Origin of the sequence: Paenibacillus harenae DSM 16969 (assembly GCF_000422465.1) — a bacterium.
GTDB lineage: Bacteria > Bacillota > Bacilli > Paenibacillales > Paenibacillaceae > Pristimantibacillus > Pristimantibacillus harenae.
On record NZ_KE383844.1, the window covers coordinates 334,585 to 360,333 of the forward strand.

Annotated in this window: 21 protein-coding genes and 2 pseudogenes; 10 read left to right on the forward strand and 13 right to left on the reverse strand. The window is 49.2% G+C overall.

The window, feature by feature from the left end; all coding sequences use genetic code 11:
• Positions 1-450: 450 nt before the first annotated feature.
• From H581_RS0125550 to H581_RS39385, 3 genes and pseudogenes are all read right to left on the reverse strand, one after another.
• The gene (locus H581_RS0125550) at positions 451-879 is read right to left on the reverse strand and encodes an organic hydroperoxide resistance protein (protein ID WP_028612472.1); all 429 of its coding nucleotides are present in this window, start codon (positions 877-879) and stop codon (positions 451-453) included.
• Between the two features lie 186 nt (positions 880-1,065).
• Entirely contained in the window at positions 1,066-1,494 is a 429-nt protein-coding gene (locus H581_RS0125555) for a TetR family transcriptional regulator C-terminal domain-containing protein (protein WP_245600174.1), read from the reverse strand.
• A gap of 6 nt (positions 1,495-1,500) precedes the next feature.
• Positions 1,501-1,605 (reverse strand): annotated as a pseudogene (locus tag H581_RS39385) (TetR/AcrR family transcriptional regulator); the annotation flags it as partial.
• 209 nt (positions 1,606-1,814) lie between these two features.
• On the opposite strand from H581_RS39385, the gene H581_RS0125560 reads away from it, so the two are divergent.
• On the forward strand, positions 1,815-2,771 hold the full coding sequence (locus H581_RS0125560; RefSeq protein ID WP_028612474.1) for an AraC family transcriptional regulator: 957 nt from the start codon (positions 1,815-1,817) through the stop codon (positions 2,769-2,771).
• Between the two features lie 20 nt (positions 2,772-2,791).
• Positions 2,792-3,718, forward strand: coding sequence for an ATP-binding cassette domain-containing protein (locus H581_RS0125565; protein ID WP_028612475.1), 927 nt, complete (start codon positions 2,792-2,794; stop codon positions 3,716-3,718).
• 97 nt (positions 3,719-3,815) lie between these two features.
• Here H581_RS0125565 and H581_RS0125570 read toward each other — a convergent pair whose 3' ends face one another.
• Positions 3,816-4,448, reverse strand: a complete 633-nt coding sequence (locus H581_RS0125570) for a GyrI-like domain-containing protein (RefSeq protein ID WP_028612476.1) — start codon at positions 4,446-4,448, stop codon at positions 3,816-3,818.
• A 263-nt stretch (positions 4,449-4,711) separates the two neighbouring features.
• Positions 4,712-5,488 carry a TerC family protein gene (locus H581_RS0125575; protein ID WP_028612477.1) on the reverse strand — a complete coding sequence of 259 codons (777 nt, stop codon included), beginning with the start codon at positions 5,486-5,488 and terminating at the stop codon, positions 4,712-4,714.
• 409 nt (positions 5,489-5,897) lie between these two features.
• Between H581_RS0125575 and H581_RS0125580 the strand changes: the two genes are divergently transcribed.
• From H581_RS0125580 to H581_RS0125595, 4 genes are all read left to right on the forward strand, one after another.
• Positions 5,898-6,266 carry a Na-translocating system protein MpsC family protein gene (locus tag H581_RS0125580; protein WP_028612478.1) on the forward strand — a complete coding sequence of 123 codons (369 nt, stop codon included), beginning with the start codon at positions 5,898-5,900 and terminating at the stop codon, positions 6,264-6,266.
• A 173-nt stretch (positions 6,267-6,439) separates the two neighbouring features.
• A complete protein-coding gene (locus tag H581_RS0125585; RefSeq protein WP_028612479.1) occupies positions 6,440-7,462 on the forward strand; it encodes a sodium-dependent bicarbonate transport family permease in 1,023 nt (340 codons plus the stop codon).
• Positions 7,463-7,816: 354 nt separating this feature from the next.
• Entirely contained in the window at positions 7,817-8,740 is a 924-nt protein-coding gene (locus tag H581_RS0125590) for a LacI family DNA-binding transcriptional regulator (RefSeq protein WP_028612480.1), read from the forward strand.
• 161 nt (positions 8,741-8,901) lie between these two features.
• Positions 8,902-10,161, forward strand: coding sequence for an MFS transporter (locus H581_RS0125595; RefSeq protein WP_028612481.1), 1,260 nt, complete (start codon positions 8,902-8,904; stop codon positions 10,159-10,161).
• Positions 10,162-10,548: 387 nt separating this feature from the next.
• Here the strand turns inward: H581_RS0125595 and H581_RS0125600 are convergent, their stop codons facing one another.
• The 4 genes from H581_RS0125600 to H581_RS0125615 form a co-directional block, all read right to left on the reverse strand.
• Positions 10,549-12,195 (reverse strand): alpha-amylase family glycosyl hydrolase, encoded by a 1,647-nt coding sequence (locus H581_RS0125600; RefSeq protein WP_342663451.1) that lies wholly within the window; start codon positions 12,193-12,195, stop codon positions 10,549-10,551.
• A 14-nt stretch (positions 12,196-12,209) separates the two neighbouring features.
• Positions 12,210-13,049, reverse strand: coding sequence for a sugar ABC transporter permease (locus tag H581_RS0125605; protein WP_036720253.1), 840 nt, complete (start codon positions 13,047-13,049; stop codon positions 12,210-12,212).
• A gap of 2 nt (positions 13,050-13,051) precedes the next feature.
• Positions 13,052-14,365, reverse strand: a complete 1,314-nt coding sequence (locus tag H581_RS0125610; RefSeq protein WP_028612484.1) for a carbohydrate ABC transporter permease — start codon at positions 14,363-14,365, stop codon at positions 13,052-13,054.
• 127 nt (positions 14,366-14,492) lie between these two features.
• A complete protein-coding gene (locus H581_RS0125615; protein WP_028612485.1) occupies positions 14,493-15,806 on the reverse strand; it encodes a sugar ABC transporter substrate-binding protein in 1,314 nt (437 codons plus the stop codon).
• Positions 15,807-16,307: 501 nt separating this feature from the next.
• Here H581_RS0125615 and H581_RS0125620 point away from each other — a divergent pair.
• From H581_RS0125620 to H581_RS36705, 4 genes are all read left to right on the forward strand, one after another.
• On the forward strand, positions 16,308-17,336 hold the full coding sequence (locus H581_RS0125620; protein WP_028612486.1) for a LacI family DNA-binding transcriptional regulator: 1,029 nt from the start codon (positions 16,308-16,310) through the stop codon (positions 17,334-17,336).
• Between the two features lie 5 nt (positions 17,337-17,341).
• Positions 17,342-19,396, forward strand: coding sequence for a glycoside hydrolase family 15 protein (locus H581_RS0125625; RefSeq protein ID WP_084134780.1), 2,055 nt, complete (start codon positions 17,342-17,344; stop codon positions 19,394-19,396).
• A gap of 685 nt (positions 19,397-20,081) precedes the next feature.
• A complete protein-coding gene (locus H581_RS0125630) occupies positions 20,082-20,528 on the forward strand; it encodes a Dps family protein (protein ID WP_028612488.1) in 447 nt (148 codons plus the stop codon).
• Between the two features lie 405 nt (positions 20,529-20,933).
• Positions 20,934-21,824, forward strand: coding sequence for a hypothetical protein (locus H581_RS36705; RefSeq protein WP_156889693.1), 891 nt, complete (start codon positions 20,934-20,936; stop codon positions 21,822-21,824).
• A 191-nt stretch (positions 21,825-22,015) separates the two neighbouring features.
• On the opposite strand, the gene H581_RS0125640 is transcribed toward H581_RS36705, so the two are convergent.
• The 4 genes and pseudogenes from H581_RS0125640 to H581_RS38090 all read right to left on the reverse strand — a co-directional run.
• Positions 22,016-22,648 carry a fumarylacetoacetate hydrolase family protein gene (locus H581_RS0125640; RefSeq protein WP_028612489.1) on the reverse strand — a complete coding sequence of 211 codons (633 nt, stop codon included), beginning with the start codon at positions 22,646-22,648 and terminating at the stop codon, positions 22,016-22,018.
• A gap of 57 nt (positions 22,649-22,705) precedes the next feature.
• A complete protein-coding gene (locus H581_RS0125645) occupies positions 22,706-24,655 on the reverse strand; it encodes an ABC-F family ATP-binding cassette domain-containing protein (protein WP_028612490.1) in 1,950 nt (649 codons plus the stop codon).
• A 374-nt stretch (positions 24,656-25,029) separates the two neighbouring features.
• Positions 25,030-25,458 carry an SRPBCC family protein gene (locus H581_RS0125650; protein ID WP_028612491.1) on the reverse strand — a complete coding sequence of 143 codons (429 nt, stop codon included), beginning with the start codon at positions 25,456-25,458 and terminating at the stop codon, positions 25,030-25,032.
• A gap of 111 nt (positions 25,459-25,569) precedes the next feature.
• A pseudogene (locus tag H581_RS38090) lies at positions 25,570-25,692 on the reverse strand (IS1595 family transposase); the annotation flags it as partial.
• Positions 25,693-25,749 lie beyond the last annotated feature (57 nt).

The following is a 25,749-nucleotide window of genomic DNA, read 5'->3' on the forward strand; positions in this document are numbered from 1 at the left end:
GGAATACGGCGCAGGCATTTGTTTCAGAATAACTCATTTCGGATCACCTCGTTTCGTTTGTTGTACCGTACCCTTGTTTGTAATATACCATTCAAGGAATATTCCTGTCAATGAATATTTAAAACTTTTTTCCGCCATCGTCTATTTAACCGTTTCATGCCTCTGAGCAGGAAAAACTCCCGCTAAATTTGCCCTTGCCGGCACTTTCAATCAATTAAAGGGAATACCTGGCGTTAATGAAGGCGATGATCGCCTCTCTCCACCAAACAGCGCAAATTACCGGGAGAAATTCCAGCTAGTACGTTTGCATGCCGAAAAGGCCAGTTTAGCGGGAGCTTTTCCCTCTAGCCGCTACTCATCTATGTAGTAAAGGGCAGAGAATTTCCGCCCCTCCTTATCAAACCGTACCGTGAGGTAACCAGATAGGGAACCAAATCATCGTAAACATGATTAACCAACAACGTTCGATATAACCTCGATATTGCCGTGAGTTGCCTTAGCATAAGGGCAAACCTTATGAGCTTCCGCGACGACTTCCTCGGCCACGCTGGTTTCTACGCCTTTAATCGCGATGTCCATCGTAATTGCCAGTACATAACCGTCGTTGGCATCCTTGCCGAGTGTAACATGAGAAGCAATCGTCGTACCTTCTGCTTTAATTTTTTTGAGTCTAAGAACGGTGCCGATCGCGCCTTCAAAACATGCGGCGAATCCTGCGGCGAACAATTGCTCCGGATTTGTTCCGGCTCCGTTACCGCCTAATTCCTGCGGATATCTCAAATCCACATTCAAATTGTCATCGCTTGATACCGCTTTGCCTTCTCTTCCGCCCTGAACGTTTACGGTAGCCGTATACAATTTCTTTTCCATTTTAATCATTTTCGTATCTCTCCTTTAATTTTGGACTATTTTATTATTGAATTATTTCGTTGTTTTATACTCTAGACCGGTGACCGCAAGCTTTGCTTGCGTATTAGGTTCAACATATTTGAACGGTCGTTCAAATATGGGCAAAAAAAATGATCAGTCACTTTCCATCAAGATTTACAATAGTGACTGACCCATTCATTCCAATACGGACATATTGATCTCAATAATCTGGTGAAATTTTTCTCTGTCCGTTATCGTCTTCGTCATAACGCGAAGTCCAATTATTGCATTGTTAAAATAAGGAGACAGCCATTCTGCGTTGAGCGTCTTGGAAAGTTCTCCTGATTGCTGGCCTTCCACAATAAGGTCGTGTATTAACCGTTCTGCCTTGGACCATCCCATTAGAACATAATCGATCGACTCGGAATCATGTTTTGCCAACTCAATCGCGGTATTCACGGCAAAGCAGCCGTCAGGGGTCTCGTCTTTCTGCAGGACTGCCAATTCAAGCATCAGTCGAATGGCTTCCTTGGCTGAACGGGTATCAGCCATACGTCGCTTCACCGGACGGATAATCGCCTGATCAAACATTTCAATATAGCGTTTCAATGCTTTGACATACAAGGAATGTTTATCCCCGTAGGTATCATACAGGCTCCCTTTATGAATCCCCAAATGGGAAACCAGATCCTGGATGGATGTCTTCTCATAGCCTTTTTCCCAAAATAAACACATGGCTTTTATCAGAACGGCATCTTCATCGAATTCCTTTGTCCTGGCCAGCTTGTCCTCCCTCCTTCCAAAATAAATTTAGCATATTAAGAACGGACGGTCAAGAATTATTTTGACCGATCGTTCTTAATATGTCGAACCTTAGGAATTTCCTGAGTATGGTAAAATAGGATTGCGATGAAAATCCAATCTGAGAGTTGAAGGTGATAAGAATGAGTCGAAAGGAATACGTCTCCAGAATCAATAAAGTAATCGATTATATCAATAATAATATTGGCACGGAATTGAGTCTCCGTATTCTATCATCCGTTGCAAATTTTTCTCCCTACCATTTTCATAGAATATTCAAAGCAATTATGGGAGAGAATCTATATGATTTTATCCAGAGGATACGGATTGAGAGGGCTGCAAACTTGCTGCTTTATCAACCGGATATGACGGTAACCGAAATCGCATTGAATTGCGGATTTTCCTCGTCATCGATTTTTGCGAGAGCTTTTCGAGCTCATTTTGGCAAGTCAGCAACCTCATATAGGGAATCATTTAGCAAGAATCGCAAAATGAATCGCAAAGATAGTAAAGAACAAAATAATCCCGATCTTTATTATAAAGATTATCCAGTAACACCTGGAAAACTTACGGAGAGGGAACTTTTGAGTAAGAATGTAAGGATTAAATCTTCGCCAACCTACCATGTTGCTTATTATCGCCATCTCGCAGGTTACCAAAAAGGGGTTTACAGCCAAGAAATTTCGGAATCATTCAGGAAGGTCGAAAATTGGGTCGCTTCTCGCAATTTGTTTTTTTCGGCCACTCTAGGCATGGGAATCACTTATGATAATCCGGACATTACAGCGAGCGATAAGTGTCGGTACGATGCAGCCTTCACAATACCGAATGATATCACTGAAGCAAGCGGTGAAATTGGTGTCCAGGACATTCAAGGCGGATTGTATGCGGTTTGCAGGATTGAAGTCAGTAAAGATAATCCGTATGAATTAGCTATCGCGAAGCTGGGGGAGACAGTGGATTATTTATACGGGGAGTGGCTTCCTGATAGCGGTTTCCAGCTTGCTGACAAACCTTGCATAGAAATATACTACCGCGGTGACGAGAAACAACAAGAGCAGGTTGTTATCGATTATTGTTTGCCAATAATCTTAAACTAACGTTTGCCGGAGGTTTATTCATGACCCAATATATTGGAAATGGTGCTTATTGTTACGCAAATTCGACTTCAATGCTATTAGCATCTATCGGAGAGAATATTTCCCCTTCAAAAATTGAAGTTTTAACCGGCGTAGGACTGGGAGCTATTTGGGTTGATCATCTACCCTATTTCAGTAGTTGGGCTGGAATGCCTGACAAAGGAATTAGTGAGGCATTACGAATTCTCGGATTCGAATTTAAGGAGAAATATAGCCAAGATGGCGATGAACTGCCTTTTCAACAATTAGAGCAAGATTTACGAAAGGCGCCCGTCATACTCGGACCTCTTGATATGGGTTATTTACAATATAATCCGGATTATAAGAATCTCTTCGGGGTGGATCATTATGTCCTGGCTTACGACATGGATGATGAGTACATCCATGTTCACGATCCGGCAGGATTTCCATTTGTTTCGCTGTCACACGCTCTTTTTGAAAGGGCTTGGAAAGCGGAAAATGTATTCTATCGTACAAATGGTTATCGTTATTGGTCATCTCCGCTACGAACTGCTTTCCCAACAGAAGAAGAGATTTATCACCGGGCATCCACATTTTTCAAATCCATTTACAAAGAATCACAGGAATATGCGGAGAAGGAAAATAAGCTTTACGGAAAAGAAGCCATCGTTGCTTTAGCCGATAAAATAAATGACGGAAACGCAGCTCCTCATTTCATTGGGCACTTATCTTATTTTGTTTTCAGCGTGGGTTCAAAACGGTCTGGAGATTTCGCGGATTTTTTCCTTCCCTTCAATAAGAAATTATCTGACCTAAAACGGAGACAAGCGCATTTATTCGGGAAATGTCAGTTCAACATGGTTAAGAACAACTTTCAAATCGTTTCCGATACTTTAATGGAACTTGCTTCTGTTGAAAATGAATTTTACGAAGAGCTTCTTAAATAAGGGTTCTATTGTGTGATTGTTAAATAACCGGGAGAGCAATAGCTTTCCCGGTTATTTTTGTTTAGTAAACGAAGTCGTAACATCTTGGTTTCGTTATTTAGACCGTATGGAGTTTTTCTACAGGGAATCGCAGCACCGTTTTCAACTTTGACGGTTCAGTCTTACGGGGATCCGACAAATAAATTTCCCGATGAATTTTACTTGAACGAATAAATCCCTGTTCTATACAAAACTCTTCCATTCGGGCAAAGCTTTTCGGTTCATCGTCAAAACTTCCAATATGCATCATTTGACAACTCAATCCATCTTCGACATGTTCAAACCGAATTTTATCAAGGAACGGATTTGCCCTTTTCCTTTTCGACTGTTCCAAAAATCGTTGGAAATATTCTTCAGTCAAAAAATCGGGTTGGCGTATCATAATTGTGTATTTAAAATTGCTTTTGTCTGTCGCGGGCTTTGACCGATCAAGCAAGTCCCATTCGCCCTCAAGCGGAAAAACCGTATATTCATAGTATCCAGCCGGCACTTTTTCACTTTTGTAAGACATTCTCACTGCATAACTCATACTGTACAAAGCTTCTGTTGCCATGGCGAATTCCTCGCCGTTAGGATCCCCGGAACCACTGACCATAAAAAATGGCATTCTCGGCACCGCCACAATTTCCGGCATCGTTTTCGGCATATAAATCTGCTTATAATCTTTTTTATAATCTACCTTTTTGCCCAAAGCCATATCTCCTTTGTTATCAAATATCAACAACGCGGTTTAACATAGCCTTTTATAAAATCGTGAAGTCGGACCGGCATCGTTGTTTCTTAATTAATTCAATATTAAAAGTAAAACACTGACAACTGTATGTCAGCGTAAAAGACCCTAACATAATTATCGTCCGAATGTCCGGTCCATCATAACAGGCTCCCCCACAGATTCCTGGCGGAATGTCCCCTGTGCATACCCTGTTTATTTCACTTCTGCTCCGGATGTTGAACCTAGGAATAATCTGCTTTTGAATGTTTTTTGTTAGCGGGCGCAAACCAACCGAGAAGGGCAATCGCAACCAGGACGCCATAAAAGATAAGGGTCCAGCCCGTGCTATGCGGAAAATGATGAGCTAACACCCCTATATCTTCATGGGCAAGGGTAATCACAGCAAGCTTCACGCCGACCCATGCCACGATCGCGTAAGCCGTGGTCTCTAAAGCTGGCCGTTGAGCAAGCAGCTTTACAAACCATGTGGCGGCAAATTTGATCAAGACGAGTCCAGCGATTCCGCCAAGCACGACAATTATGAATTGTCCTCCGTCCATACCGCCGAAATCACCAAGCGGCGAATCCGGCAGCCCAAGCGCCAGAGCTACTGCGGCAAGAATAGAATCAATTGCAAAGGCAAGATCGGCGAGAGCAATTTTCCCTACGGTTGGCCAGAAGTCTTTTCCTGCAGCTTCTTTTTTAATATCCTCGCGATTATTTCTGTTAGCCTTGCCGAAGCGCGCTTTGATAATATGCTTGAACCCGAGGTACAGAAGATAAGCGGCCCCGATCGCCTGTATTTGCCAGACATTCGCAATAAAAGAAATCGCAAACAGAGCTGCGAAGCGGAAAACAAAAGCCATTATAATCCCGTAATTGATGGCTTTCTTCTTCTGGTCCTCCGGTAAGTGCTTCGCGATCACTGCCAGCACAAGGGCATTATCCGCCGATAACAAACCCTCCAATCCGATAAGAATCAGTAATGTCCATGCATACTCCAGCCAAAATGAATCCAACATAACCTCTCCTTTCAATGTGTAAATATGGTCCTTTTTTATATAGCATACCCGACAATTTAATGTACCATGTTGACGCCTTCAAAATACTCATTCATTATATTCATGCCTTCGAGATTAAAAAAGGCAATTCAATGAAGGGGGAATGAAACTTTTTATGACTTATCGACTTAAACCTTTGAAAGTGGCATTTGACTTTTTGTCGAGATGCATTTAAAATATTTTCTAATTAAGGTCGATAGATAATCTGTCTGAATTCAATGGGGGCTGCATTAGCATCCGGATAATCGTGAATTGTCCGTCTGAAAATGCAAAGGTTAACTTGATTTCAAGATTGAATATAAATCGGTATACTTCGTCACAGCTATAGTGATGGGGTATACCGTTTTGATTATGGAGGCAATTCATCATGCCCAAAGGCAGATTGGAAGCAGAAATCAGCAGGGCGCTGACGCAATGGGAGAAGGATTTTCTAGGTCGTGGATCAGTTACCGTAAAAACGGATATTCTTCGGGATATGATTATTGTAGTTTTGAGAGGGATCTTAACACCTGCGGAATATAAGCTTTCGGGAACAAGCGAAGGATTAATGTCGATCAAGAAAATTCGCTCCGATTTGATTGAGACGGGAAGAGAAGAATTAGATCGGATCATTGAGGAGCTGACAGGCGAAGAAGTCCTTGCATTTCATACAGATATCAGCACTAAAACCGGGGAAAGAATTATGGTCTTCAAGCTTTCATCGGATATGGAGAAGAAGTTAATGAATCAGCAATAGAAACTTAATAATTGGGAGATCTTCGAAAGCAATAGGCAGTTGAAGATAAACCGGCCATTGGCATGCTCGGACACGGATGAACAGTGTACATATTCACTGTACATTAAGTGTCGGCAGTATGATGATGCGCCGGTTTTTTTATAAAGAGAAAGAACTTGAGGGAGTGACTCATATTGAGTGATATTATTTTACAAAACTTATTGTCACCTGTAGTCTTGTTTTTTGCATTGGGTATCCTAGCAGCTATGATGAAGTCCGATCTGAAATTTCCCGCGGCGCTCAGTGATGCGTTAAGCATCTATCTGCTGATTGCTATAGGTCTTAAGGGAGGGATAGAGCTGTCTCACTACGCTTTAGGCTCTGTGTTAAAACCGATTCTGGGTACCTTGTTTTTGGGCGTATTAATCCCATTCATCGCTATGATCATCTTACGATTCATGAAGATGGATCTGAAAAATTCCATAGGGCTGGCGGCGACATACGGTTCAGTAAGTATTGTAACCTACGGGGCTGCTATTTCCTTTCTTGAGGCATACGGCAAATCGTTTGAAGGCTACATGAATGTCATAGTTGTACTGATGGAAAGTCCGGCGATATTCATTTCTCTGCTGCTATTGAAACTCATGGAGAAGAATAAGGAGCTCGCCATGGTTCATGCCCGGCAAAGAATAGGAATTAGAGCAGGTAATTCGTTGCTCCTCGGCGGTTTGTTTTCCAATGAAGTCATGAGAGAAAGCTTATTCGGCAAAAGTGTCTTGCTCTTGACAGGAAGCCTGCTGATCGGCTGGATTGCAGGAGAGGGAGCAGTGCCGATTGCTAAGCCGCTCTTCATGGACCTTTATCAGAGCGTTCTCATTTTGTTCCTGCTTAATATGGGTTTAATCGCGGGTCAGCGCCTTCCCGAGGTGAAGCAGCATGGCTGGAAAATAATACTCTTCGGCCTTTTCATGCCGGTGCTGTGTGGGTCTTTAGGGGTGTTGGTAGGCAATTATGCAGGCCTTTCAGTGGGCGGCACTGCCTTAATGGGGACGCTGGCAGGCAGCGCATCCTATATCGCAGCTCCTGCGGCGCTGCGCACTTCTGTGCCGGATGCCAATCCCTCCATTTATTTAGGGCTTTCCCTAGGCATTACATTCCCCTTTAATCTGATTATCGGTATTCCATTGTACTATGCACTGGCACAAATGGTCCATTAGCTCCGAAACACTTTTTCTTATCGGCGCGCCAGAGAAGCTGGAACTCTGTGTGATCTCACAGAGTCCTGTCCCCCTTGAAGGGAATCCTCGAGACAACCTGCGGTGGTCTTTTTACTCAAGATCGCCCGTCCCCCTACTGGTTGACTATCTGCTCTCCGCAGGCGCGTATAGCCAATAATTTCGCCTAAATTAGGATAAGGTTCCCCATACCCGAAGTAAATAAATGTCATCGGCTCCTAGACAACCGAATCCTTTATATGACATAATAACTTAAACGATTAAGTTAAAATAAGTGGCCGTTTTTCAAGCAATCTAAGTTCAATGGCGCAGCAGCCGGGAAAGGGAACGTTCTTTATGAAAAAAGCTACGCTGAAGGATATCGCCAAAGCCGCCGGGGTATCCGTCGCGACCGTGAGCTATGTGCTCAACAACGCGCCGAACCAGACAATACCGGACGAAACGAGATGCAGGGTGCTTGATGCCGCCAAGCAGCTCAACTACGTGCCGAACTTGACTGCCAGGTCGCTTGTGATGCAGAAATCCGGCCTTATCGGCATCCTGATCAACCGTCCCGAATCGGATGGTTCATGGAGCCGGCTCCGCCACGCGCATTTTGTTGACGGATTGGAGCGGCTGCTGACGGAGCGCGGCTACCACGTCATATTGTCCGGCCTCGATGCGGCCAACCCGAAGCTCGATATTATTTCGGAGCGAAAGCTGGATGGCGTGTTCGTCGTCGACGCGAAGAAAGAAAGCTTCCACCTGATCTCGAGCCGCTTCTCGGAAGGCGTGCCGCTTATTGCGGTTGACAGCGTCATCGATGACCCCCTGTTCTATAAGCTGAACTATGATTACGAGGATGCCTTCACGAAGCTGGGTGCCTCCGTCAATCTCGAACAGAGCTACCTTATCGCGGAAGATTTCAACAACGCCGAGCTGGCGGCGTCGATTACGCGAAGCTCTGGCATTCCGGCCGATCGGACTCATGTGATGAAGAACGAGGAACGGCTTAGGCAATTCCTTGCAATCAACACGAACCGAACCGGAATTGTGCTCAATGAATTCACTTCCGCCATTGCCGCCCAGCATGTCGATCCCGCCAAACTAGCCGTGATCTGCACGGCAGGCTGCCCCGATATCGTACCGCATGCCGCTTCCCGCATTGCGTTCGGCAGCCGGAAGCCGGAAGCGGCATTCGAACTCATGCTTCAGCTTCTGGACGATCCGGGGAGCGGCCCGAAACAAAAATATATTCAGATTAAAGCCGTTAATGGTTAATGGCACGCAGTATCTTTAGGTCAGCACCAGCCCCCTGTGCTTCGCTGTAATGATTCGCCGTTAGCAGCAGGCAGATCGAACGATAGATGAACCATAAATCAGGTTCATCTCTTTCTTAAATGACTTAAACGTTTAAGTTTATTGTAAATGGAGGAATCGCAATGCTTGAATTAGCGAAAGAATCAAACGCCTCGTCCATGCCCGCCCCGACGTCCATTTGGCGCAACCGCACTTTCCTGTCCGTTTTTATCAGCTACAGCGTTTCGCTGCTGGGCAATACGTTCCACAGCATCGCGCTTAACCTGTGGGTGCTGCAAACGACGGGAAGCGCGAAGTTGATGTCAGCCATTCTGATCACGCATCTCGTCGTCAGCATGCTGTTCGGCTCGTTCGCCGGTACGATCGCGGACCAAACAAACCGCCGGACCTTAATGTGGGTAACCGATCTGATCCGCTTCGCGCTCGTAGCCGCAATCGCCATCCTTGTCTATTTGCCCGATACGCCGTTCGTTTGGATCATTATTTTGACCGGTTTCGTCGCTTTCGCAGGAACCTTCCGAACCCCCGCCTTCCAAGCTTCGCTCGTAGAAATCGTCAAGAACGAGCAGATGACCCAGGCTGTCGGAGCGATCGGCATATCGGATAACGTGGTCCGGATCACAGGCTTTGCGCTGGGCGGTATTGCCGTCGCTTCCTTCGGAGGCGCCGCTGCGATTGCGATCGATGCAGCAACCTTTCTGCTGTCGGCATGCCTTCTCCTGTTCGCGGGGAAGTTCCCTTATTCCGCGGACACGCCCGCGGCAGGGAAACAGTCCTCTTTCAAGGAGGATCTCGCCGTCGGCTTCCGATACGTATGGCAAAATGCGTTCGCGAAAGCTGCGGTCATCTTGCTGCCGCTCGTTATGTTCTTCTTCCTGTCGACATTCATGCTTATCCAGGTGATGGCCGTTCAAATATGGCAGGCGCCGCCGTTCGTCTTCGGGTTATTGGAGGCCTGCATCCCTCTCGGGTATGTGGCGGGCTCCATTCTCATCATGAAACTCGATAAGCGCCTAACGCGAAGGGGGGCATGGATTATGGGCAGCATGCTCGGTATGGGCCCGCTCTTCATTGCGATTGCGCAAATGCCTTCCGCTGCAGCCGCCTTGCCGCTTATTCTGCTTGTCGGCTTCCTCTTCTCGTTTAGCACGACGATTATATTCATCGCGCTTCGCGTCGCCGTTGACTCCTCCGTGCAGGGCAGGGTGTTCGGTCTGCTTGGCGCCTTGACCAGCGTCGCTCCGCCGATTGGTCTTGCCCTATTCTCGGCGCTTTCCGATATTTACGGGCCGGCCGTCATCATTACGGTAAGCGGCGCCGCGATGATCGTATTCAGCGGCATTGCGTGCAGCCGCATGAAGGCGATTGGACGCTTTGACTAGCAACAACCAGTAACCCCTTGTCTAGCGGGAATTTCTCCCGTTAAAAGACCTGCTCCATCGAATCCGTTTCATCTAAAAGGAAATTCTCCCGCTAATACCGGCAATAGCGCAGCAAAACCACCTAGACCTCCGAATTAGAGGGAGGTTTTCCTGCTAACCGCTCTTTCAACGACTTTCCGCCGAAATTAGAGGGACTTTTTCCGGCTAGCTCTCCGCTTTAAACCTCGCTCCGCTCATGCTAGCCGGTAAACCACCGCTCGTTACACTTCCGACCTCATTCCTCCAAAGGTAGAGGGGGCCGATTAGCACGATCATATGCTGCATGCCGACCGATACGCAAAAAAAGAGCCGCCCGATACGCATCCGCGCAGGGCGACTCTCCACTTATCACTTCAATATAACCGTGCTGTAAGCCGGTATGGCCAACAGGCTGCCTTCGAGCACAGCCGCACCGTCCGTCGCGCGAACGAACTCCCCGAACGTACCGAACGTCGCCGAAGGCAACAAATCAACCGTCTGCGCCTCGCCCGACAGGTTATGAACGACAAGCACCCGTTCCTTCCCGGTCACGCGAATATATACGCTTAGCTTCGGATTCGCCGGATCCGGCTTATATTCCGCGATGCCGCCGTCCCGCAGAGCCGGCTCCTCGTTCCGCCACTTGATCAGCTCGCGGTAATGGCTCAGCAAGGAGTCCCTGTCTGCCGACTGCGCCTCTACGGATACGGCCCCCGCCTCCTTGTTATGGCGTGACGGCTCCCACGTCGTCTGGCCTTCGCCGCCCTTCGGATCGCTGTACCAGAGCATCGGCTCGCGGATATACTCATCCGGCTTCGCGCCCTGCATGCCGATTTCCTCGCCGTAATACAGATAAGGCGTACCTGGGAGAGTCAGCAGCAGCGCCGCCGCCATCCGGGCATGGTCAACATTGCCGCCCAGTACCGTCATGACCCGGTTTTGATCATGATTGCTCAAGAACGGAGCATCCACGAACGTCCCGCCCGACGACTTCTCGTATACGCCGTGCGCGCGCCCCAGCGAGAATGCAAGGTCCGGGTCCTGCTCGCCGTCAGCTGCGCTAAGCAGCCGTCCGGCCAAATCGAAATGGAACGCCGAATCCAGCGCTTGATCGAAATACGGCGCGATCACAGCGAGAGAATCCCATACCTCGCCGATCAGATAAGCATCCGGCTTCGCTTCGTTCATCCCCGCCCGGAACTCCTGCCACCACGCTTTATTCTTCGCTTGAATCTCCGGCGTGACGGCCGTCGATGCAAAATCGGCGTAAATATGTTTTGCCGCATCCAATCGGAAGCCGTCGAGCCCCTGCTCCAGCCAATATTGCCCGATCCTGATCATTTCCTCGCGAACCTTCGGCTCATCGAAGTTGAGGTCGGGCATGCCGCCCCAGAAGATGCCCAAATATTTGAGGCTTCCGAATTTGTGCCACGGATCGCCGCCGACCGCGCCGTCCGCCTTCACCACATCATCCGCGCCGGCGAAAGTATACCAGCCGCGATACGGGCTTTTCTCATCCGCCAGCGCTTCCTTAAACCAGGGATGCTCGCTGCTTGTATGGTTCACGACGAGATCCATGATGACTTCGATATCGCGCTTATGCGCTTCGTCCAGCAGCCGCTTCAAATCGTCGAGCGTGCCATAATCCGGATTCACCGCATAATAGTCGGTCGTGTCGTAGCCGTGGTAGCTCGGCGAAGCATTGATCGGCATCAGCCAGATTCCGCCGACGCCAAGCTCCTGCAAATAATCCAGCTTCGCGGTCACGCCGTTCAGATCGCCGATCCCGTCGCCGTCCGTATCAAAGAAGGACCGCACGAATATTTCATAATACACCTCGCCCGGCTGCTCATCTACCGTATAAGAAGCAGCGGCCGGTTCCCGGCTAACGCCCTCTTCCTCCGCAGGCGTAACCGTTGCCTTCCCGCCGTCTGCTCCTTCCTCGTCTGAGCAAGCGGCAAGCAAGGCTAATAACATCGCACACGACAATAACGTTATAATCCGCCGCCATTTCACGATAGCTCACTCCTTTAACCCTTCGATGCGCCGGACGTCAAGCCTTGCACCAGAAAGCGCTGCAGGAAGACGAACAGGAGCGTGATCGGAATCGCGATCAGGACGGCGCCGGCCGCGAACAACGTGAAGTTGCTGTTCTGATACGAGTTAACCAGATCCCACATGCCGACGGCGAGCGTCCAGTTCTCTTTGCTGCGCAGCACCAATTTGGCGAAAATAAAGTCAACCCACGCGCCCGTAAACGTCGTCAGCGCCACATACGTCAGCATCGGACGCGACAGCGGCAGCATGATTTTGATAAATACCTGCAAATGCGACGCGCCGTCGATCCTCGCCGCTTCGTCCAAGCTGCGCGGAATCGTATCGTAGAAGCCTTTTACCACGAAACCGCCAAGCACGGAGCCCGCCGAATAAACAATAATAAGCGCCGCATGCGTATCAAGCAGATTCAGCTGCAGCAGGAAAATAAAAATCGCGATCATGCTCATAAAGCCCGGGAACATGCCGAGAACGAGCATAACCGTCAGCGTATTCTTCCGTCCGCGGAAGCGGAAACGGGATAAAGCATACATGCTGAGCGTTGTCAGGATCGTTGAGAATATCATCGTAAGCGTCGCGATCTTGAGCGTGTTCAAGTACCACACGCCGTAGCGGAAGCTCGGATTCGTAAACAATTCCTTATAATGATCAAGCGTGAATGTCTCCGGAATCAAACTTGTGCTGAACAGTGAAGTTCCGGGCCGCAAGGACGACAGCACCACCCAAAGAGCCGGGTATACCGCGCAGACGGCGATCGCAATCAGAACCAGATAGCTTAAGGTCAACCGAACGAAGGAAGCCGATTTACGCCCCATTTTCATTGGATCATATCCTCCTCTTTGAATGACCGTGAACGGCGATAGTTCCAGATGGAGAAGGACGCTACGATCAAGAATATAACGATGCCGATGGCCGAGGCCATATTGAACTGGCTGTTGTTCAGCGTCAGCTTATAGAGCCAGGTTACGAGCAGGTCGGTGCTTCCCGCGAATTGATAATCGCCCTTGACCGGATCGCCGTTCGTCAGCAGGAAAATCACGTTGAAGTTATTGATGTTGCCGGCGAATTGCATAATAAGAATGGGCGCGGTGGAGAACAGAATGAACGGAACCGTAATAATTTTGAACTTCTGGAAGCCGGTTGCCCCGTCGACGTCCGCCGCCTCGTACAAATCCTTCGGAATCGCCGTCAATACGCCAAGTATAAGCACCATCGAAACCGGAATGCCGACCCACATATTGACCAGAATAACGGTAACCTTCGCCCAGAACGGATCCGTCAGCCAAGGCAGCTTGCCAAGGCCAAAATACCCCAGGTATTGGTTGACCGGCCCGAACTGGCCGTTGAACAGGTTGCGCATCACGAGCAGGGATATGAGCTGAGGAATCGCATAGGGAATAATAAACAGCGTCCGCCACAGCTTTTTGAAGCGTACGCCCTTCGACTCAATCAGCAGCGCGACGAGCATGCCGCCGAAATACGTCGTAACCGTAGCGATAACCGCCCAAATAATCGTCCAGGAGAAGACGCCGAAGAAGGTTCTGCTCCATGTTTTTAACGTCAGCAGATTCGCAAACGTCTCAAAGCCCACCCAATCGACAAGCGATTTCGGGGGAATATGGTTAGGCGACGCATAGTTCGTGAAGGCAAGCATGATCATGAAGATGATCGGCATGATGGTCAGGAACAATACGCCCAGCGCCGGAATCGCAAGCATCAAGTGCGGGAAGTTTTTGTCCGTCACGTGAGCCCATGTCTTCTGAAAATCAGGCGCAGCCACTCCTTGATCTCTTAACTTGCCGTTCCGATAAGCATCGCGGATATTCATAACATAGATAATGATAAAAACAGCCAAGACGAGCAGTGTGATAAGTCCGCTAATAAGCAGGTTGACCGAATGGTCCCCGTCGACCCGCACCATAATTCTTCCGACTTTTTCAAGCCCTTGCGTTTTTTCGCCGAGAGTGACGACGCCCCAGAGCGCTTTTCCTAGATTCGGTATAAAATAAACAAGCGCCGCCGCTTCGACGGCGATCAATATTAATCCTTTCATAAACTGGCGGTTATACAGTTGGCCAAGACCCATGAAGAGTACGGACAAAATAGCCGCGGTGCTGCGATGACGATTCATACCGCCCGGCTCCCTTCCTTTCATATGAGAAAACGTTGATGAAGCGACATGCGCATGTAGCTTCCTGTCTACATCGGTATACCCGCCGAACCGATTCGGCGGGTGATGACCCATGCTTCCAATATGATTATTTTGCCGCTGCTCCGTTGTTCGCGTCCTTGATTTGCTGTACCGCGTTATCAAGCGCTTCTTTCGCGTCCTTGCCGGAGTTCCATACATCGGCGAATGCAGCCGCGATCGGGCTCCATACGTTGCCCATTTCCGGAATGGATGGCATTGGCGTCGATTGATTGAACTGGGCAACGAAACCTTTTACAATTTCATTGTCTTGAACAGCCGGATCACTGGTAGCTTCCGAGTTAGCCGGAATCGCGCCCGTCAATTCAAAGTCTTTCAGTTGAGCCGCTTTCGTCGACGCGAAGCTTGCGAACAAACGCGCTGCCTGCGGATACTTCGAGAATTGGTTGACATACCAAGCTTTAACGCCGGAGAAGGAAGAAGCCGGTTGGCCGTTGATGCTTGGCAGCGGAGCTACGCCGAAGTCGATGCCCTCGTTTTTGTAATCCGCGATCGTCCAAGGACCGTTAATGTCCATGGCAAGCGTACCGCCTGTGAACAGGCCTTTCTTGATGTCATACGTAATGTCGCCGGAGTTCAGCGGAAGCACGCTGTCTTTCAGCGAGCCGTAATATTTCATGCCGTTAATCGCGCCTTCGTTGTTCAAGCCGATGTCGTCTTTGTTCTGACCGTTGTCGCCGTATACGTATCCGCCTGTGGAGATGAACGGATAATTGAAGTAGAAGTTGCCTACTTCCCACATAAGAGCAAATTTATTGTTTGGCACATCATTGTACGTTTTCGCGAATTCTACGATTTCGTCAAACGTTTTTGGAGCTTCGGGGATCAATTTCTTGTTGTAAAATAAAGCGTATGTTTCGATCGAACGAGGGTAGCCGTACAGCACGCCGTCGTAAGTAACCGCGTTGACCGCGATTTCGGAGTTTTCGCTTTTGGATTTCTCTTCATAGAAATCGTTCGGCAGCACAAGACCGGCGGTTACCGCTCTGCCCAGGTTATCGTGCGGGAATACAACGACGTCGGCGCCTAGTCCGGCTGGACCGTCCGTTGTCAGCTTCGTTACCTGGTCGGCTGCGCCAACCTCTTCGAACTTCACTTCGATGCCGTATTTTTCGGTAAATTCCTTCGCGATCGCCTCTACGAAAGGACGCTCTTCTTTACTTTCCCATACCAGCAGAGACGCTCCCTCTTCCGGTTCGATATCTTCAGCGTCTGCAGCGCCTTCATTCGTGCTGCCCCCCGTATTGTTGGTTGGCGCGTTCGTTGCGTTTCCTGCGTTCTCCGTATTGCCTCCCTTGTTGCCGCCGCATGCCGATACGATAAATAGGGCAACGATTAATGACATTACAAACCACTTTTTCATGCTAGGAGATCCCCTTCCATAATGTGTTTCAGCCTGGTTTCGAAAATTGCGCCGTTCCGACCATTCCAATTTCTCACTTTCATAAAATGCTGTTTTCGTACAAACAATAAGCATGCCGGCTGTCTATGCCGCCTTAAACGAGCGGGTTATTTTCCTATTGGACAAGCAAGTGCAAACGTTTGTACAAAATGAGCCGGAAAGTGCTGTGAAACCGGCATTTATACCGTTTTTCACAATAATTATCCGATGGAATTGTCATGAAAGCGTTCTATTCGTGTATTCATCATACAACACGGGCTTGAGTTTGTTAAAACGTTTGCACAGTCCGTTAACCGATCATAATTATAGTATCTCTTCGATTTTCTTCGTATTTCTCTTTCTGCTTCAGTTTTTCAACATTTGTGAAACGCATTCCTTAGATATATATTTACATATAAACAACAGTTGCATTAGGATGAAGCATATAATGCACACACGATTGCGCGAAGGGGCTCAATAGATATGGTTACGATAAAAGATATTGCAAAAGCCGCCGGAGTCTCTCCTTCTACCGTATCCAGGGTGGTATCCAATCACCCTCGAATCAGTAAGGCGACCTCACAGAAGGTAAAACGGATTATGGAAGAGATGGGCTACCATCCGAATGCGATGGCGAAGAGCCTCGTTTCAAAAACGACGCAAACCCTTGCCATCATGCTGCCTCGTCCTGCGGAAGAGCTGTTCCAGGATTTTTTCTTCGGCGAATTGCTTCGCGGTATACTGACGCAGTCCACGCGCGCCGGTTACGATATGCTGCTCACCGCGGCCACCTCGCCCAGCGATGAGACGGAGACGGTATCCCGGCTCGTATTCGGCCGAAGGGTTGACGGCGTTATTCTATTGTCGTCCCGCGTGAACGATCCGTTAATCGACATGCTGAGCAAGCACAATTTTCCGACCGTACTAATTGGACGCACGGAAGATCATCCTAATATTCTATCCGTCGATAACAATAACGAGCAGGCTGCCTATGACGCTACGCATCATCTCATCATCCAAGGGCATGAGAGAATAGGGTTTGTCAGCGGTCCGCCGTCGCTTATGGTGGCGCATGACCGGATGAAAGGCTATCGCAGGGCGATGCAGGAAGCGGGGCTTCCCATTCGCTCCGAGTGGATTGTTGAGGGCGAGTTTCTGCAGCAAAGCGGCTACCGTGCGATGTCCTTCATGATGAGCCTGCCGGAGCGGCCGAGCGGTCTGGTCGTTATTGACGATGTGGTCGGCTTCGGCGTGCTGCGCGGCTTAACCGAGCTCGGCTACAGCGTTCCCGATGATCTCAGCATCGTAAGCTTTAATAACATCGCGCTATCGGAGCTTGCCACGCCGCCGATCAGCTCGATCGACATCGGCACGTACCAGCTTGGCTACACGGCATCCCAAATGTTAATCCGGCTTATCCAGGAAGAAACCGTGCACCAGAACCGCGCGATTATCCCTCACCGGCTGATCGTGCGGGAATCATCGATTCAACCCGTATCCAAAAGGAGCTGACACATATGTCTGACAAGCAGAAACATCTGTCGACGTCCTTGTCGGAGGACGCAACCGTTTCGCAAAAAATTTTAAGCGCAGATAAGCGTGAATCTTATACATCCTTAGAATTTAAAAAACCATATATAGTGGATGCCATTATCGGCAACTCCAAATTTCTGGCCGCGCTCGGACGTACGGGCAAAATGTACCGCCTGTGGTGGCCGAATATCGATTTTCCGCAGCATGTCGATGCCGTGCGGACGGGGCTTCAATGGGAAGGTTCTTCCGTTTCCTGGTTTGACGAAGCGGCGGACGGCTGGTCGCATGAAACGGCGTATATTCCCAAAACGAATATTTTACGCATAAAAGCAAGCTCCGAGCAGCAGCCCGTACATGTGGAGAGTCTGCATCTTGCCGTGCCGGGCGAGGATCTGCTCGTCCGTGAGTATACGTTTACGAACGTAAGCGATCAGCCTGCTTCCTTCTCGTTTGTCCTTCATTCTTCCTTCCTGATCAGCGAGAACCGGTTATATAACACGACCATGTTTAATGAAACCGATGACGCTTTGGTTCATTTTCGCCATACGTATTATTTTGCGCTTTCAAGTGCAAACGTATGCGCAAGTTACCAAGCGGGCTTGGCGTGGGAAGACGTGCAGGAAGGCGTGTTGAACGGCAACACGATTGACATGAAGCCGGACGGCGCGATGAAATGGAACATCGACGGCCTTGCAGCAGGCGAATCCGTCACGATTCCCGTCTATATTGCGGCAGGTCATAATGAAGAGAGCGCGCTGCAGCAATTGCGGACGGCGAAGAGCAAATTGAGTTCGGAATGGGTTGCCGAAACGGCCCGCTACTGGAGTAATTATTTGGCCGCGGCAGCGCCCTGCCCGATTGACGACGCAGAAATTTCGGAGCTATACGACCGTTCTCTGCTTATGTTCAAGCTGATGTCCGACGAGCAGACCGGCAGCATTATTGCGGCTCCGGAATTTGACGAGCATTTCTCCCGCTGCGGCGGTTATTCCTTCTGTTGGGGCCGGGATGCCGCATTCATTACGACTGCGCTTGATAAAGCAGGTCTGGGTTCGTTATCCGACAGCTTCTACGCTTGGACGCTTACAGCGCAGTCTCCTGACGGATCATGGCAGCAGCGCCATTACCACGACGGCAGCCTGGCGCCGTCATGGGGCTTGCAGATTGACGAAGGCTCCTCGATTCTGTGGGGCATGTGGCAGCATTATATGGAGAAGAAGGACAGCCGCTTCGCAGAGCTTGTATGGCCTGCCGTCGAGAAAGGCGCAGCCTTCCTGATCGGATTCCTTGATGCCGGGAGCGGACTGCCTAAGCCGAGCATCGATCTGTGGGAAGAGCGCGAAGCGTCGCATACGTATTCTTCGGCCGCCGTGTGCGGCGGTTTGACCGCAGCCGCGAACTTTGCGGAGCTGGCCGGCCGCGACGAGCTGGCTGCGGAGTGGACGGCTGCGGCTGCGCGAATCTCGGCTGCTATTACGGACAAATGCTGGAACGAGCAGGCGGGAAGCTTCTATCGCGGCATTAATCTTACCGTTAATGGCGGTAAGTACGAGCAATCCCTTGCCGCGGGTGCCGGCGGCTATGCGGTTGAGCGGAATAAAGGCTATAAGAAATATGTGCTGGAGCATGATCCGGTACTGGATATCAGCTTGCTCGGCATTGCCGTACCGTTCGGCGCCGTACCTGCCGATCATGATTACATGCGCCGCACGGCTGACGCCGTGGAGCAAGCTTTGACCGTTCCCGGCGTCGGCGGCATTAAGCGGTATGAGGATGACATCTACATCGGCGGCAACCCGTGGATTCTTACGACGCTATGGCTTGCCCACTACCGTATTCAGACCGGCAGCATCGACGACGCGAAGCGTCTCCTCAAGTGGGCGATGGCGCACCGTACCGAAACCGGCCTGCTGCCGGAGCAAGTGGACAAGAACACGGGCGAGACCGCTTGGGTCGTGCCGCTCACCTGGTCGCATGCGATGTTCATCCTGACCGTCTTTATGCTGGCCGAGGCCGAGGCGGAAGGCGCGTTGAAGTAAGCTTCATTTTGCTGATAAGCAGCTTATTCGGGAAAGTGAATAAGCTGCTTATTTGCGCTTATGCAGCAAAGGGTAGAAAGTATGTAGAGTTTATTGGGCCGCAAATATGCTGCTAAAAGCCCAAATTCGTTCTACGAACCCTGATGCTATCCTGTATTTCATCCAATATAATTCCAGCATTCCTGCCTTTCTTGTCTCTATATTGGATTTTTTGCAACATAAGGAGCTAAATATATCCGTTCTGCATGAATGGAGGGTCATTCAAATGGATGGAATCCAGTATAGCTCCGGATGTCAACGGAATTACTTTTTTTTACTGTATGAAATCCAATATAGCCGTCCACTTTCCAATCGCGTGCAGCTCCCAGCGCCGGTGTGGTGTTGCATGATGGCGGTCGACCAATATACGCCAACCAAGAACAGCAAGCCGAACATGCACCTTCACCAAATACAGCAGACTGATCCCTATTCGGTAACTGATTTTTTCTTTTACCTGATTCGCGTCACTAAAAGAGAATATAGATGCTCATGTAGAGAATATTGATGCTCATGGAATGACTTGACAACCCCGCTCCTATTTGTAATAATTATAAATAAGGAATTAGTCTAATAATTATCACATCTAAAACCACCGTCCTTTCACGTATTCCGAGGATGGTTATAGCGCAGACTACCTTCAGAAAGGATGATAACGATGATTACTGTTCAAGACCATCTCAATTTGCAAATTGCGAACTGGAGTGTGCTTTATATTAAGCTTCACAATTATCACTGGTACGTGAAGGGTTCCCAGTTTTTTACCCTGCATGCCAAGTTTCAAGAGTTCTACGAAGAGGCTGCGCTTCACGTCGACGAAATCGCCGAACGGCTGCTTGCTCTGAAAGGCCGGCCAATTGCAACGATGAAACAGTATTTGTCGACTTCCAGCATTAAGGAAGCATCCGGCGCCGAGAATGCCGAGCAAATGGTCGATCAGCTGATTGCGGATTTCACCACGGTTATCGGAGAATTGAAGGAAGGCATGGAGGCGGCTCAAGCGGCCGGCGATGAAACAACGGCGGATATGCTGCTTGCGATTCATACGACACTTGAGAAACACGTGTGGATGCTTAGCGCCTTTAATGGAAAATAACTTGCACAGATAAAGACCCCAATCTGCTCATGCCATACAAGGTCGAAAGCGATTAAAACCTTAGCATGGAAATGGCGGATTTGGGGCTTTTTCTATTGCTTATATATGAGGTTCCAAAACGTTCTTCCGGCGGCCAAAATAACCTGAAGCGGCCCCGCCGAGGCGGTTATGAGCTATCAGCCTATTAAGCGATCGCAGTGATTCGAGAAGGCGAGCGCTCGAACAGCCGCGCCGCCGGAATGTGCGGGGAACCGGCCATGTGCAAGTATCTGATGCGGCAATCGCTTCACCGTTTCAAGATGCAGCAATGACGTTATATTTTGTTGCAACGGGAGGCATAGTATTATCGTCAACCATACATCCGTCAATTGGATGTTTCGGGCAATCGATGCGTTTATCAATGAAATGAAACACGTCTCAGCGATCGGAGGGGTCTATATTCCAAACTATATTCCATACCTTTTACTTGTTATTATCAGCTTCGTTCTTTTAATACTCTCTTGGCGCAAGGCTAATCACAAAGCGCTGGTTCCGTACTTTTTCTGCACCGTCGGAATTGTCTATTTTTTCGAATATGTGACTCTTATTTTATTCAAAGGTTATGTGTATTTCCCCGGAGTATTCGATAACAGCTATTTCGATAACGTTCTTGGAGCCAACGTATCTAACGGGTTAATTGTCCCGTCCGCAGCCATTTTTATTGCCGCATTTGAGCTCGGATTTTGGTGGATCGCACTCATTGCCGCAGTGTTTATGGGGATTGAGGAGTTGTTCTTGCATCTGGGCATATACCGTCATTTTTGGTATAAGACGATTTATACCGGCCTCAGCCTGCTGGTTCTGTTCCATATGGGAAAATGGATATGGCGTATCATTCGATTCCGTACCGGCCGGTTCATACGTTTCAACGTTCTTTACTACGGAAATATATCCGTACAGGGGACGTTCATGTTTTACTTGGTCGCGATTTTTCATCTGTTCTTTTTCCGTGTTAACTGGTTTGACGACCCTTCCAGAGGCCATATCGCTTTTATCACTTTATATTTTTTCGTTGACTCGATCTTTTACAGCTTGGCAGTTATATTAAGGGCTCATTGGCTTTGGAATGTCTTATTGATCGGGGGATTGGCGTGTATTAATTTTTTGCTGCTAAAACTCAGCGTTCTTGAAATTTCGAGCTATTGGGTTCTAGGGTTATTGACCTTATTGCAGACGGGTGAGCTGTTCCTGCTCATGTATATGCGGAAACTTCTAGTCAATGAAAATCTTTATGAGAACAGCAAGAACCTTGTGTAGGGGGAGTGGAATTCTGCATCATGGTTCCTTGGCTTATGACTATTGCATGTATGCAGGAGGGTTTCGTTCAGGTGAATATCGCTAAAAAAAAAAGGCAAAGGATGACGCCTTAAATCGCAATCACCCTTCGCATGCCGGCCGTTTATTTCGTTATGTCGTTAAATGAATGGAATTTTCGATTGCACCTATAATTATACGAGCTTAACCGAGCAGCTTCCTATTACGTTATCCGCCCATAACGCCAGCAGTCTGTCGTCTTCTTTTAGCGCAGCTACGCCTGCGGGCGTTCCCGTATAGATGATGTCTCCTACTCCAAGACCGTAGCGTTCGCCCACATATTTGACTAGCTCGGATACGCTGAACAGCATGTCCCCGGCATTGCCGCGCTGCGCTTCAGCTCCGTTACGCACGAGAACAAATTCCTTCTCCGCAAGCGCCGCTTCACCAGGGTATGACAGCCAATCGCCAAGCGGAGCAGAACCTTTGAAGCCTTTGGCCGCCAGCCAAGGCTGGCCCTTTGCCTTCAGCTTCGATTGCACGTCTCGCAGCGTCAAGTCCAGTCCGAGCGTCATGCCGTCGATACACGTATCGGCATCCATTCCAGGCTCATAGTCCCTGCCGATTCGCAGCACGATTTCAAGCTCGAAATGCACCTCGCCGGCTGTACCGGGCAGCTCAATCACATTTCCGTTCATCGGCACGATGGCATGAGACGGCTTGGTGAAGACGAGAGGCTCATCCGGCACCTCGTTGCCGAGCTCCAGTGCATGCAGCCTGTAGTTCCGGCCGATGCAGTAAATATTGCGGATTTCATTCGTGTTCATCGGTTATTGTACCTCCTTAATGGTTAAGCCCGTTTATCGAAATCCTCTCATCGCGGCCTATTGTTTCTGGGCGGCGATTTGCTCCGCCAATTCGTTCAGCTCCGTCCAGCGGTCCATCAGCTGCTCCAGCTTCTCCTCCAGCCGCTGCTGCTTAAAAATCAGCTCCTGCAGCCGCACGGAGTCGCTGCTCGCTTCCTCCATGCGTTCGGCAATCGCGCTTAGCTCGGCTTCGGCATCCGCAATCCAACCGTCGATTTGCTCAAAATCCTTCTGGTCCTTATACGACATTTTAAGCGCGCGTTCCCGTCCTGCCGGTTTAGCAGACGCTGCCGCCCCATTCGCAAGAGCTGACGCTGACTTCACCGCAGACGCCGATGCCGCCGCCGATCCCGCTGCGTCTCCTTCGCCCTGCTTCTCAACAAAAGCCTGATAATCCGAATAGTTGCCCGTATGGTGCGTGATTACCCCGTTCCCTTCGAAAGCAATCACCTTCTCTATCGTCCGGTCCAGGAAGTAGCGGTCATGGGAGACGACGAACACGACGCCCGGGAAGTCGTCCAAATAATCCTCAAGCACGGTCAGGGTTGAAATATCGAGATCATTCGTAGGCTCGTCGAGAAGCAATACGTTCGGCGCGTTTATCAGCACGCGAAGCAATTGAAGCCGCCGCTTCTCGCCTCCCGAGAGCTTCGAGATCGGCGTCCACTGCATGGCCGGCGAGAACAGGAACCGCTCCAGCATTTGGCCGGCTGAGATCGTCGAGCCGTCTGCCGTCTTTACCTGCTCCGCTTCTTCGCGGATATACTCGATGACGCGCAGATTCTGATCCATCTCTTCATGCTCCTGCGAGAACCAACCGATCTTGACCGTAGCGCCTAGCTCGACCGTTCCTTCATCCGGCATTAACTTGCCTGCGATCAGCTTCATCAGCGTTGACTTTCCGCTGCCGTTGCGGCCGACGATGCCTACGCGGTCCTCCGGAACCGCGATATAACTAAAATCACGGATCAAGGTCCGATCGCCGAACCGCTTCGTAACCCCCTCCATCTCCACTATCTTGCGACCGAGCCGGCTTGACGCAACCGATACGTCCAGCTTCCCGCCTGCCTGCTTCGGCGCATTCTCTTTCAACGCTTCGAATCTGTCGATCCGCGCCTTCTGCTTCGTCGTCCTGGCCTTCGCCCCGCGGCGAATCCAGGCCAGCTCGTTACGCAGCAAATTCTGGCGCTTCGATTCCGAAGCAGCCTCTCTCTCCTCGCGGTCAAGCTTCAGCTCCAGGAACCGGCTGTAATTCGCCTGATAGAAATAAGCCTGACCCTTGTCCAGCTCAATGACGCGATTGCTGACTCGGTCAAGGAAATAGCGGTCATGCGTAATCATCAGCAGCGCTCCCCTGCGCTTCTGAAGCATGCCTTCCAGCCAAGCAACGGAATCGTTGTCGATATGGTTCGTAGGCTCATCGAGAATAAGGACATCCGATGGCAGCAGCAGCGCAGCCGCCATGGCCACCCGCTTGCGCTGGCCGCCGGATAACGTCTCTACCTTCGCTTCGTAGTCGACGATGCCGAGCTTCGACAGTGCCGTCTTCGCCTCGCTCTCCAGCTGCCAAGCGTCCAGCTCATTCATCCTCTGGTTCGCTTGGATCAGCTGCTCCTGGAGCGTCTCGTCATTCGGCTTCAGCTCAATCGCTTCGAGCGCCGCCGCGTATGCGCGCACCGCGCGCAGCTGCGGCGAATCGCCGCCGAGTACATGCTCGAGCGTCGTCTCGCCCGGCGCGAACACCGGATCCTGCGCCAGCATGCGCACCGTTACGCGATTGCCGACGGATATCGTACCCGAATCTGCCGGCTCCATGCCGGCGATCACCTTCAGAAACGTCGATTTCCCCGTTCCATTCACGCCGATGATGCCGATTTTATCGCCATCCTCAACGCCGAACGTGACATCTTCAAATAACATCTTCTCGCCGTAACTCTTCGTTATATGCTCAACCGATAATAAGTGCATGGGACAAACCTACTTTTTTAGAATGATATAGCCGCAAGAAGCAACCACTCGTATCATACCACAAAACAGGCTGCATCTTCACTTTGCGGTAGTCTAAGCGATTGTACAGCCTTATCTATGTGCAACTCATTTTCCAAGCAGAAACGCCTGTCGGCGTCATCCGGGGACGCCACCGAAACTCATGAAGCAAGCTCAGCGAAAAACGGTATCGTGGTGAAATATATGCCAAGTTTACGTGCTTATAAAGTCTTATATTTTTAGGATATGTTAAATTCTAATGTTGATATTTGACCATAAGAAAACCGCCTTGGTGAAAAGGCGGTTTATTAAGCTATCGTTCCCCATTTGCGGAATGAGCAGTATAACTTAAATTATTAAAACTTACGTTTATGATAGGGGATACCATCGCCATCTTCACAATAGGATTTGAGACTATAAAGGAAAATAGCCCAGTTGTAGTTACAGGAGCGATAAAATGGCGTTACTTCTTTCCAATTCATATGACGCAAAGTAATAAAAGACTTCCCGTTCTTCTCTTCAATATCAAAGGAAATAATCGTACCCATCCATTCTGGATCTGAGTCTATACACTGCCAAACGACTTTTTTATTAGTGATCAATTCCTCTATTCTCATCTTAGTTATGTCATTGCTGCCGAATCGAAATTCATTAATAAAGCCAATCTGATTATTAATAATGAGTTCATTGGTCCATATTTCCGACAGTCCTTCAGCGGTGGTTAAAGTTTCATACACCTTCGACGCTGGAACATGTACGGTTTGCAAGTGCTCGATATTTGCCATGCCTTACTCCTTTCTAACTGCAATAATTTATGTTTGATGCTTATGATAACATATGATGAATATAATAGTTTCTTCTGGATTGCTATGTTGCAGTTATTGCAATTATTTGAAGGTGACGTGCGTGACTTCACCATTTAACTGCTCTGCACATTTTCTCAGAGAATAGCCCTCAATCATACATTCAATAAAACGAACCCAAATATGAGGTCTCCTCGTTCGTTGCAGTGGGGTATTTAATCATCTCCGAACAGTAATATTACCCTCATTATAGAACATTTGTTCGTAATCATC